The 7,727-nt window shown below is 65.6% G+C and carries 9 protein-coding genes; 3 read left to right on the top strand and 6 right to left on the bottom strand.

Features of this window, described 5'->3' with window-relative positions; genetic code table 11:
- The coding region (locus tag VF643_RS00045) for an SMP-30/gluconolactonase/LRE family protein (protein WP_331041314.1) at nt 1–471 on the top strand (471 nt) is incomplete at its 5' end.
- An 11-nt stretch (nt 472–482) separates the two neighbouring features.
- Here the strand turns inward: VF643_RS00045 and VF643_RS00040 are convergent.
- The 3 genes from VF643_RS00040 to VF643_RS00030 all read right to left on the bottom strand — a co-directional run bounded on the left by VF643_RS00040 (nt 483) and on the right by VF643_RS00030 (nt 3,909).
- Nucleotides 483–1,532, bottom strand: a complete 1,050-nt coding sequence (locus tag VF643_RS00040; protein WP_331041316.1) for an aldose epimerase family protein — start codon at nt 1,530–1,532, stop codon at nt 483–485.
- Between the two features lie 137 nt (nt 1,533–1,669).
- On the bottom strand, nt 1,670–2,947 hold the full coding sequence (locus VF643_RS00035) for an L-fuconate dehydratase (RefSeq protein WP_331041315.1): 1,278 nt from the start codon (nt 2,945–2,947) through the stop codon (nt 1,670–1,672).
- A gap of 104 nt (nt 2,948–3,051) precedes the next feature.
- Nucleotides 3,052–3,909: an IclR family transcriptional regulator gene (locus VF643_RS00030; RefSeq protein WP_331041313.1), complete on the bottom strand. Its 858-nt coding sequence runs from the start codon at nt 3,907–3,909 to the stop codon at nt 3,052–3,054.
- A gap of 142 nt (nt 3,910–4,051) precedes the next feature.
- Here VF643_RS00030 and VF643_RS00025 point away from each other — a divergent pair, with 142 nt between their 5' ends.
- Nucleotides 4,052–4,792, top strand: a complete 741-nt coding sequence (locus VF643_RS00025; protein ID WP_331041312.1) for a Crp/Fnr family transcriptional regulator — start codon at nt 4,052–4,054, stop codon at nt 4,790–4,792.
- Between the two features lie 73 nt (nt 4,793–4,865).
- Nucleotides 4,866–5,216: a response regulator gene (locus VF643_RS00020; RefSeq protein ID WP_331041311.1), complete on the top strand. Its 351-nt coding sequence runs from the start codon at nt 4,866–4,868 to the stop codon at nt 5,214–5,216.
- Nucleotides 5,217–5,427: 211 nt separating this feature from the next.
- Here the strand turns inward: VF643_RS00020 and VF643_RS00015 are convergent, their stop codons facing one another.
- The 3 genes from VF643_RS00015 to VF643_RS00005 all read right to left on the bottom strand — a co-directional run.
- Entirely contained in the window at nt 5,428–5,667 is a 240-nt protein-coding gene (locus VF643_RS00015) for a hypothetical protein (protein ID WP_331041310.1), read from the bottom strand.
- A complete protein-coding gene (locus VF643_RS00010; protein WP_331041309.1) occupies nt 5,664–6,395 on the bottom strand; it encodes a Crp/Fnr family transcriptional regulator in 732 nt (243 codons plus the stop codon). Before VF643_RS00010 ends, VF643_RS00015 begins: the two co-directional genes overlap by 4 nt.
- A 339-nt stretch (nt 6,396–6,734) precedes the next feature.
- A partial coding sequence (locus VF643_RS00005) for a glycoside hydrolase family 3 C-terminal domain-containing protein (RefSeq protein WP_331041308.1) occupies nt 6,735–7,727 on the bottom strand: 993 nt, incomplete at its 5' end.

Below are 7,727 nucleotides of genomic sequence, written 5' to 3'. Positions count from 1 at the left end.
CTGACCGAAGGCGATACCTCGCCGCTGAAGGAACAGTCCGTCAACGGCGTCTATCGCTGGGTCGCTGGGCGGCAGCCGGTGCTGATCGACGGTACGCTGACCCGACCCAACGGCATCGCGTTATCGCCCGACGAGCGGCGGTTGTTCGTGTCGGTGTCGGACGAGAAGGCGCCGCGGATCATGGTCTACGATCTCGATCGACGCGGCTTGCCGATCCGATCGCGCGTCTGGCTCGACACCGCGCCGCTGCAGGTGCCGGGCGCCAAGGGCCTGACCGACGGCATGAAGATCGCCCGCGATGGAACGATGTTCTGTTCGGCACCCGGCGGGCTGATGATCCTGACGCCGGATGCAAAGCCGCTGGGGGTGGTCGAGGCGGACGGACCGATCGCCAACTGCGCCTTCGGCGAGGATGGGAGAACGCTGTTCATGACGGCGTCGGACCGGGTGCTCCGGATGCGGTTGCGGTGATTTAGGTCCCGCTAGCGATCACTTAGCCCGAACCGCCAGATCGTCGTCGAGCGAAACTCCTTCCCCGGACGCAACAACGTCGTCGGGAAGGCCGGCCGGTTCGGGCTATCCGACAGATGCTGCGTCTCCAGCGCGATGCCCGCACGCGGCAGGATCTGCCGGCCGCCGGGCCCGACATCGCGGCCGTCGATATAATCCCCGGTATAGACCTGAAGCGAGGGCTCGGTGGACAACACCGTCAGCGTCCGCCCCGATTCCGGATCGCGCAGCCGCGCCACCACCGAGGGACTGCCGCGCCGCGCACGGTCGAACACCCAGGCATGATTATACCCGCCCTTGGCGCTCATCATCGGCGCGCGATCATCGATCCGATCGCCGATCCGACGCTCGGCACGAAAGTCTAGCGGGGTGTTTGCTACGAGGAGGTGTTGTCCGGTGGGGATGCCCGCTGCGTCGGTTTCCGCCCAGCGCGCGGCGTCGATTCGCAGCCGCTGGTCCGCGACGCTGCCGCTTTCCGCGCCCGCGAGGTTGAAATAGCTGTGGTTGGTGAGGTTCAGCACCGTCGCGCGCGTGGTCCGGGCGGTATAGTCGATGCGGACATGATCGTCGGCGAACAGGCGGTAGGTCAGCGTCAGCGTCAGCTTGCCCGGAAAGCCCTGCGCGCCGTCCGGGCTGACCAGCGACAGTCGCGCGCCCGACACGCCCGGTTCGGTGAACGGGCGGACCTGCCAGATCTGCGCCTCCAGCCCCGGCGCGCCGCCGCCGTGCAGCGCATTGGGCCCGTCGTTCGGCGTCAGCCGATAGACCCGGCCGTCGATCGAGAACCGCGCCCCCGCGATGCGGCCGGCATAGCGCCCGATCGTCGCCCCGAAATAATTCTTGGTGATCCGCTCGCGATACTCGCGCGTCGAGCCGTAGCCGAGCACCACGTTCGCGCGCCGTCCGGCGCGATCGGGCACCTCGATCGCGGTGACGATCCCGCCCATGTCGAGGAACCGGAAGGTCACGCCATGCGCATTGCGCAGCGTATATTCGCGGATCCCGGCGGCGTCCTCGCGGATCTGCGCGGACGCGCCGGTCGTGACCAGCAGCGCCGCGATCAGTGCAATTCGGGCGATGGGCGTGATAGTCAGCGTGCGATCCTCCGGTTCGAGCCGCCATAGCTGCCGGTGCGGACGTGCGTCGTCAATACGGCGCCCTAGGGTGCCCCGCGGAACGCGTAGTCGGCCAGCGACTGCGGGTGCATCTCGATCGAATAGCCAGGCGCGGTCGGCGCGCGATAGGCGCCGTTGTCGACGACGCAGGGGTCGACGAAATGTTCGTGGAGGTGATCGACATATTCCGCGACCCGGCCCTCGGTCGTGCCGGAAAAGCAGAGGAAGTCGATCATCGAGAGGTGCTGGACATATTCGCACAGGCCCACGCCGCCCGCGTGCGGGCAGACCGGCACGTCGTATTTCATCGCGAGCAGCAGCACCGCGAGGACTTCGTTGACGCCGCCCAGCCGGCACGCGTCGAGCTGGACGACGTCGATCGCGCCGCCGACGATGAATTGTTTGAACAGCACCCGGTTCTGGCACATCTCGCCCGTCGCGACGCCGATCGGGGAAACGGCAGTGCGGATCGCACGGTGACCCGCGACGTCGTCTGGGCTGGTCGGTTCTTCGATGAACCACGGGTTGGCGAAGGCGAGCTCGCGGACCCGATCGATCGCCTCATCTACCTCCCAGACCTGGTTGGCATCGATCATCAGCGCGACGTCCGGGCCGATCGCAGCGCGGGCGACACCGACCCGGCGGATATCTTCGGCGGCGTCGCGTCCGACCTTCAGCTTGACGTGGCGGAAGCCGGCCGCGACCGCCTCGCGGCAGCGGGTCGCCAGTTTCTCGTCGGAATAGCCGAGCCACCCCGCCGAAGTGGTATAGCAGGGATAGCCTCGCGCCTCGAGATCGGCGATCCGCGCGCCCTTGCCCGCCGCCCGCTCGGTCAGCAGCGTCAGCGCCTCGTCGGGGGTGACGGCGTCGGTCATGTAGCGGAAGTCGATGCAGCGCACGATCTCCGCCGGCGTCATCTCCGCGACGTAGCGCCACAACGGCTTGCCCGCCGCCTTGGCGAGCAGATCCCACACCGCATTGACGACGGCGCCGGTCGCGAGATGGATCACGCCCTTCTCCGGGCCGATCCAGCGCAATTGGCTGTCGCCGGTGATGTGCCGCCAGAAGCGGCCGCCATCGGCGCAAATCCACTCGAGATCGAGCCCCTCGATCAACGGCGCCAGCGCGCGGATCGCGGCACAGCAGATCTCGTTGCCGCGGCCGATCGTGAAAGTCAGCCCGTGTCCGGTCAGCGCGGCGTCATCGGTGTGGAGGATGCAATAGGCCGCCGAATAATCCGGATCCGGGTTCATCGCGTCCGATCCGTCGAGGAAATTCGACGTCGGAAAGCGCACGTCGAGAACTTCCAGCCGGGTGATCATCGTCAACGCTTGTTCCCTCGCACCAGCCAGTACCAAGCGCCTTCACCAACGCCGGCGGTTTTCATATGTGAAGATAGCGTGTGGATCAAGCGCTCGGGCGCGTGTCAGAGTCGACTGTCTGCCGCGATCAACTGGGTGGAGATGCGGCCGGCCGCCGCCTTGACCGCCTCGGCCGCCACGTCGATGCTCACGGCCGGATCGAGCGTCGAGAGATACGGCATGGTCAGGGCCGCCGCCGCCGCCCCGCCGCGCATCACCGGCGCGGAGATGTCGGTAACGCCACCGACGAAGCGGCTCGGCGTCAGCTCGACCTCACGCTGGCGAACTTCCTCGGCATGCGCGCGGAATGCTGCCAGTTCGCTGCGCGACAGGCGTGGTTCGAACAGCTTTTCCCAGCGCTGCTGCACGTCGAACGGCTGGAACGCGTAGAGCACGACACCGGATGCCGCCTGGGTAAGCGGCCGGCGATAGCCCACGCGCACCGAGAAACCGAGTTGTTCGCTCGATTCCATGCGTGCAACGACCACCATCTCGCCGCGCGAATGCAGTGCCAGGTGGCACGACTGGCCGGCATCGACCGCAAGCTGCCGCATGATCGGCAGCGCCGCCTCGACCAGCCCCTGTGTCCGTGGCTGCTGCATGCCGAGCGAGAACAGCCGGTCGGTCAGGCGATAGCCGTCGGTCGCGGGATCCTGTTCAAGATAGCCGCGGAACTGCAGCACCTGGACCATCCGGAACAATTCGCCATGACTGCGACCCAGCCGGGTGACTATTGCGGTCAGGGTCAGCGCTTCGCTGGTGGTAGACAGCAGCTCGAGGACGTCGAGCCCTTTTTCGAGCGCGGGCGCCTTGTAGCGGCGGCCGTCGGTAACGGTGTTTTCTTCGAGGAAGTCGTCTTCAATCACCACAATGCCCCGCCATTTTTTCCCGCCTCTGCGTATAGCGCCGGCGACGTAGCCCAAAGTCTTTTGCAACCAGCGACCGGTTTCTTAACATATGTCCGACGAAGCCCGCCAACATCTGCTAACGTGACGCATCGTCGCATGTGTAACAAGGCGCTGACGACCGAGAGATGTTTGTGCTCCCGCCGTTTGGGAGCCCGCCATGAACGAAGCAGTTTTCGAAAAGATGGTGGCAAGCGTCGGCAGGCGCGTGACGCTCGACCAGGCCGATCGCGACGCGCTGTTCGCGTTGCGTTTCTCCACAAGAGCACTGCCCCCGCAGAGCTATCTGGTCCGCGAAGGCGAGATCTCGCTCCGCTCCTGCAGCTATGTCGTGTCAGGCCTCGCCTTTCGCCACAAGCTGACCGCGGACGGCCGGCGGCAGATCGTCTCGATCCGCGTGCCCGGCGACTTCCTCGATCTCCAGCACCTGTTCCTCGACATGGCGGATCACAACATCCAGGCGCTGACCGCGCTCGAGGTGATCGACATCAACCGCAAGGATCTGCAGGATCTTGTGCTCAGCCGCCCGACCATCGCGCGGGCGATCTGGATCGAGACGCTGGTAGAGGCATCGATCCTTCGCGAATGGGTGCTGAACGTCGGGCGCCGCGATGGCCACGGCCGGATCGCCCACCTGCTGTGCGAGTTCGCGGAACGAATGCAGGAAGCCGGAACCGATCTCCATGCCGGTTTTCACTTGCCCATAACCCAGGAACAACTCGGCGATGCGGTCGGCCTCACCAGCGTCCACGTCAATCGCATGATGAAACTGCTGGTGAGCGAGGGAGTGATCGCGTTCGATCGTCGCCACATCAAGATACTGGATTGGGAGCGGCTGCGATCTGCGGGCGATTTCAGTAGCTTGTACCTGCACCTCGGCCAGCAACGCCGCGCTTCATGAACAATAAATGACAGTCGGTCCGGGCCCGAACCGCAGGCCCAATGCTTTAACGTGGGTCAACAGGGCCTGAACCATGTGCCACGTGCTCATTATCGAAGACGAACCGCTGGTCGCTATGGACCTGGAATGGCTGCTCGGGTCGGTGGGCGCCACCTCCTTCGCGTTCGCGCAGTCAGAATCGGAGGCGGTGTCGATGGCGATCGCGCAACCGCCGTCGTTCATCACCTCCGACGTTACGTTGGCGGAAGGGACGGGGCCCCGAGCGGTCTACGCGATCCACGAGGCGCTCGGCGCTATCCCCGTGCTCTACATCACCGGGACGCCGTCGGCTTGCCACCCGAACGTGCCGGTGCAGCCGGTGTTGACCAAGCCATTCGATCGCGGCGCCGTGATGCGCGCGTTCCAGTTATGCGACGTGGTGTGACGGCTGGTTGGGGTCGTTTGCGACCGAAGTGAAGCGCGATGGCCTTTCCCTGGCAACGGCGGTGCTCATACCTTTTCGGAAGTACAGCCTTGTGTCCCCGCAAAGGCGGGGACCCAGTACTGGGCTCCCGCCTTCGCGGGAGCACAATCGGGGAACGTAGAGATCGCGCCTCTCGCCCACATCGCCGAAGGGGCTATTAGCAAGGCCTCGGCTAGACGCCCTGTTCCCCGAGCCACGCGACGAACTCGTCCGGATTCGCGAAGACATGCTGTTGGGAGTTAGGCGAGGCTCCGAACATCGTCTCGACGAACCACTGCCCGGCGAGCTCTTCGTGCATCTGACCCAATCGGGATAGGATCGCGGTCAGGCGCCCATTTCGCATGACCAGGACGGCGCGTTCGTCCGTCCCTCCGGTGTCCAGTGTGATATCCTGGAACGAAACCGACATCATGCCGCCATGTGCAGGTAACCGGGCTGGAAGTCCGCTGCACGGCGCATCCGATCCCAATCCGCGATCCTGATCTCCCGCTTGTCGCGTTCGATGATGCCATCGTTGGTGAGCGACATCAGCATGCGGTTGACGTGCACGGCGGTTAGCCCCGTGGCGTCGGCGATATGTTCCTGGGTCATCGGCAGCTCGAATCGCTCGGGCGTGCCGAGGCCCGCCGCCTGCCGACGAAGCGCGAACTCGCAGAGCATGTGCGCGATCCGCGACCGCGCGTCGCGCTGGCCGACGTTCAGCACCCATTCGCGGAAGATCGACGCGTCGATCAGGGTATCGCGCCACATCGCCTCGCCAATCGCAGGGCGCTGTTCGATCAGCGTCTTCAGCGCCGCGACCGGGATCCAGGCGACCTTCGCCTCGCCCAGCGTCTGCACCCCGTGATCCGCGGTCGGCAGCAGCAGATGCTGGAGATCGAGGATGTCGGCGGGAAGGTGGAAGGACACGATCTGCCGATTGCCATTCGCCGACAGCTTGTAGCGGAACGCGAACCCACTCAGCAGCAGGCAACATTCGACGATCTTGTCGCCTTCGCGCACCAGGTGCGCACCCGATGACGCGGTGGTCACCCTGAACGGCAATGCCGCGATCGCCTCCTTGTCGGCGTCGTTCAGCGTCGCAAGCTCATTCAGTTTTCGGACCAACGCCCCGAAGGCATCTCGATTATCGCCGCTCATTCATTCCTCAGAGGCCGCTCAGTTCGTGAGCAATCTATCCCGAGCGGCTTGGTTTTCAAGCTGTCGTTGCAGTAGCTTAAAGTAGATTAAGAGAACTGAGGGCGACGTCCAACCGGTAGATGGGTGTCGCTGCCAAATACGGGGTTTCGACCTGACGAGACCGCTGCGGAAGACTGACCAACTTTAGCAACCACGTTTGTGTCCCCGCGGAGGCGGGGACCCAGGGTCAAGCACGACAACCATTCGCCTCTATCGGAACCCTGGACTCCCGCTTTCGCGGGAGAACAGGACGTTTCTCGCTGATTTGTCGCCCTCTCCGGCCAAGAGAGCACGACACCCTCACCGCTGCGGCGCGAGCGAGCCGACCGGTAGCCAGCGCTCGGGCAGGGTGACGCTCACCCGCCGACCCGCGTCCGCCGCCGAACTCGCCAGCGTCACGGTGTAGCGGCCGGGCGCGACGTGCCATTGTTGGCGGCCCTGGTCCCAGGTGGCGAGCAGGCGGGGATCGATCACCAGCGACGCGGCTTCGGATTGCCCGGGCGACAGAGCGAGTTTGCGGAAGCCAGCGAGCCGTTTGGGCGCCTCCCAGTTGGCGGCCGCGGGGGCGACATAGACCTGGCCGAGATACTTGCCCGCGACCTTGCCGGTGTTGCGCACGCGGAAGCCGACATGGAGATCCTTGCCGACGACGCGCGCCTGCACGCCATCGAGCGACGATTTGCCGTAGCTCAGCCCATGCCCGAACGGAAACAGCGGGCGGGTGCGGTTGCGGTCGAACCATTTATAGCCGACCGCCGCGCCCTCGGTGTAGCGGACGTCGAAGATCTGCTTTTCGGGCAGGCCCTTGCCGGGGATCACCGCGCGCGGGAACTGATCGGCGCTCAGCGGGAAGGTGATCGGCAGATGTCCCGACGGGTTGACCGCGCCGGTCAGCACCCGTGCGATCGCAGTGCCACCGCGGCTGCCGGGATACCAGGCCTGGACGACGCCGCGGACGCCATCGATCCACGGCATCGTCACCGCGCCGCCGGTCTCCAGCACCACGATCGTGTTCGGATTGGCGGCAGCGACCGCGGCGATCAGCGCATCCTGGTTATCCGGCAGCGTGAGCGGGAAATCGAGCGACTCCGCGGTCCATTGCGTCACGAACACGATTGCGACATCGGCCGTCTTCGCGGCGGCAGCGGCCGCGGCGAGATCGGTGCCCGCGTCAAATGCGATCGCCGCGTCCGGACGTTCCGTTCGCAGCGCCACCAACGGCGACGACTTGGCGTAGACCACCGGGCCCGGCCAGTTCTTCGGACCGAGCCCGCGCACCGCATTGCCACCGGG

This window comes from Sphingomonas sp. (assembly GCF_036387595.1).
Taxonomy (GTDB): Bacteria; Pseudomonadota; Alphaproteobacteria; order Sphingomonadales; family Sphingomonadaceae; genus Sphingomonas.
This window is presented reverse-complemented; position numbering and strand designations above follow the sequence as displayed.

What these genes read in the sequence shown, in the direction of transcription:
- VF643_RS00025 (WP_331041312.1), top strand. Translation starts at nt 4,052, where the DNA reads ATGAACGAAGCAGTTTTCGAAAAGATGGTGGCAAGCGTCGGCAGGCGC.
- VF643_RS00015 (WP_331041310.1), bottom strand. Translation starts at nt 5,667, where the DNA reads ATGATGTCGGTTTCGTTCCAGGATATCACACTGGACACCGGAGGGACG.
- VF643_RS00020 (WP_331041311.1), top strand. Translation starts at nt 4,866, where the DNA reads ATGTGCCACGTGCTCATTATCGAAGACGAACCGCTGGTCGCTATGGAC.
- VF643_RS00010 (WP_331041309.1), bottom strand. Translation starts at nt 6,395, where the DNA reads ATGAGCGGCGATAATCGAGATGCCTTCGGGGCGTTGGTCCGAAAACTG.
- VF643_RS00035 (WP_331041315.1), bottom strand. Translation starts at nt 2,947, where the DNA reads ATGATCACCCGGCTGGAAGTTCTCGACGTGCGCTTTCCGACGTCGAAT.